The organism is Enterobacter sp. CM29 (assembly GCF_013179605.1).
In the GTDB taxonomy this organism is placed as follows: domain Bacteria; phylum Pseudomonadota; class Gammaproteobacteria; order Enterobacterales; family Enterobacteriaceae; genus Enterobacter; species Enterobacter intestinihominis.
In genome coordinates, this window is record NZ_JABMCU010000341.1 from 1 (window position 1) to 1,631 (window position 1,631).

Below are 1,631 nucleotides of genomic sequence, written 5' to 3' on the forward strand. Positions count from 1 at the left end.
TTCGGCAGCGAGTAAAGCAGGTTTACAAGCGGGTGACAGGATCGTTAAAGTCGATGGTCAGCCATTAACACAATGGATGACCTTTGTTACTCTGGTGCGCGATAATCCAGGCAAGCCGCTCGCGCTGGAAGTGGAAAGGCAGGGGAGTTCGCTCTCACTGACCCTCACCCCGGATACCAAATCGGGCGGCGGTAAGGCAGAAGGGTTTGCCGGCGTTGTGCCGAAAGTGATCCCACTGCCAGATGAGTACAAGACAATACGCCAGTATGGGCCGTTTAGCGCCATCGTTGAGGCCACGGATAAAACATGGCAGCTGATGAAGCTTACGGTCAACATGTTGGGGAAATTGATAACCGGTGATGTGAAACTGAACAACCTCAGTGGGCCAATTTCGATTGCTCAGGGGGCTGGGATGTCAGCGGAGTTCGGGGTGATTTACTATCTCATGTTCCTTGCGCTGATTAGCGTGAACCTGGGGATAATCAACCTGTTCCCGCTTCCCGTATTAGATGGGGGCCATCTGCTGTTTTTAGCGATTGAAAAGCTAAAAGGCGGACCGGTATCCGAGCGAGTTCAAGACTTTAGTTATCGCATTGGCTCGATTTTGCTGGTGCTGTTAATGGGGCTTGCACTTTTCAATGATTTCTCTCGGTTGTAAGAGAGTTAGTTAGGAAGAACGCATAATAACGATGGCGATGAAAAAGTTGCTCATAGCGTCGCTGCTGTTTAGCAGCGCGACCGTATACGGTGCTGACGGGTTCGTAGTGAAAGATATTCATTTCGAAGGCCTTCAGCGTGTCGCCGTTGGTGCGGCCCTCCTCAGTATGCCTGTGCGCCCCGGCGATACGGTTAATGATGAAGATATCAGTAACACCATCCGTGCTCTGTTTGCCACTGGCAACTTTGAGGATGTCCGCGTCCTGCGCGATGGTGATACGCTGGTGGTTCAGGTAAAAGAACGTCCAACGATTGCCAGCATCACTTTCTCCGGCAACAAGTCGGTGAAAGATGACATGCTCAAGCAGAACCTTGAGGCATCGGGTGTTCGTGTGGGGGAATCTCTGGACCGCACAACCCTTGCAGACATTGAAAAAGGTCTGGAAGATTTCTATTACAGCGTCGGTAAATACAGCGCGAGCGTTAAAGCGGTTGTTACACCGCTGCCACGTAACCGTGTTGACCTGAAACTGGTCTTCCAGGAAGGTGTTTCTGCGAAGATCCAGCAGATCAACATCGTGGGTAACCACGCGTTCAGCACCGACGAATTGATCTCCAACTTCCAGCTGCGTGACGAAGTGCCGTGGTGGAACGTGGTAGGCGATCGTAAATACCAGAAACAGAAACTGGCGGGTGACCTTGAAACCCTGCGCAGCTACTATCTGGATCGCGGTTACGCCCGTTTCAACATCGATTCAACTCAGGTGAGTCTGACTCCGGACAAGAAAGGTATCTACATTACCGTTAACATCACAGAAGGCGATAAATACACGCTTTCAGGTGTTGAAGTCAGCGGCAACCTGGCAGGACATTCTGCTGAAATTGAATCTCTGACCAAAATCCAGCCGGGCGATCTGTATAGCGGATCTAAAGTCACCAAAATGGAAGACAGCATTAAGAAGCTGCTCGGCCGC

Annotated in this window: 2 protein-coding genes; both read left to right on the forward strand. The window is 51.1% G+C overall.

What is annotated here, in order from left to right:
- The coding region (gene rseP, locus HP459_RS22820; protein WP_171936910.1) for an RIP metalloprotease RseP at window positions 1–658 on the forward strand (658 nt) is incomplete at its 5' end.
- A 31-nt stretch (window positions 659–689) separates the two neighbouring features.
- A partial coding sequence (bamA, locus tag HP459_RS22825; protein WP_171936911.1) for an outer membrane protein assembly factor BamA occupies window positions 690–1,631 on the forward strand: 942 nt, incomplete at its 3' end.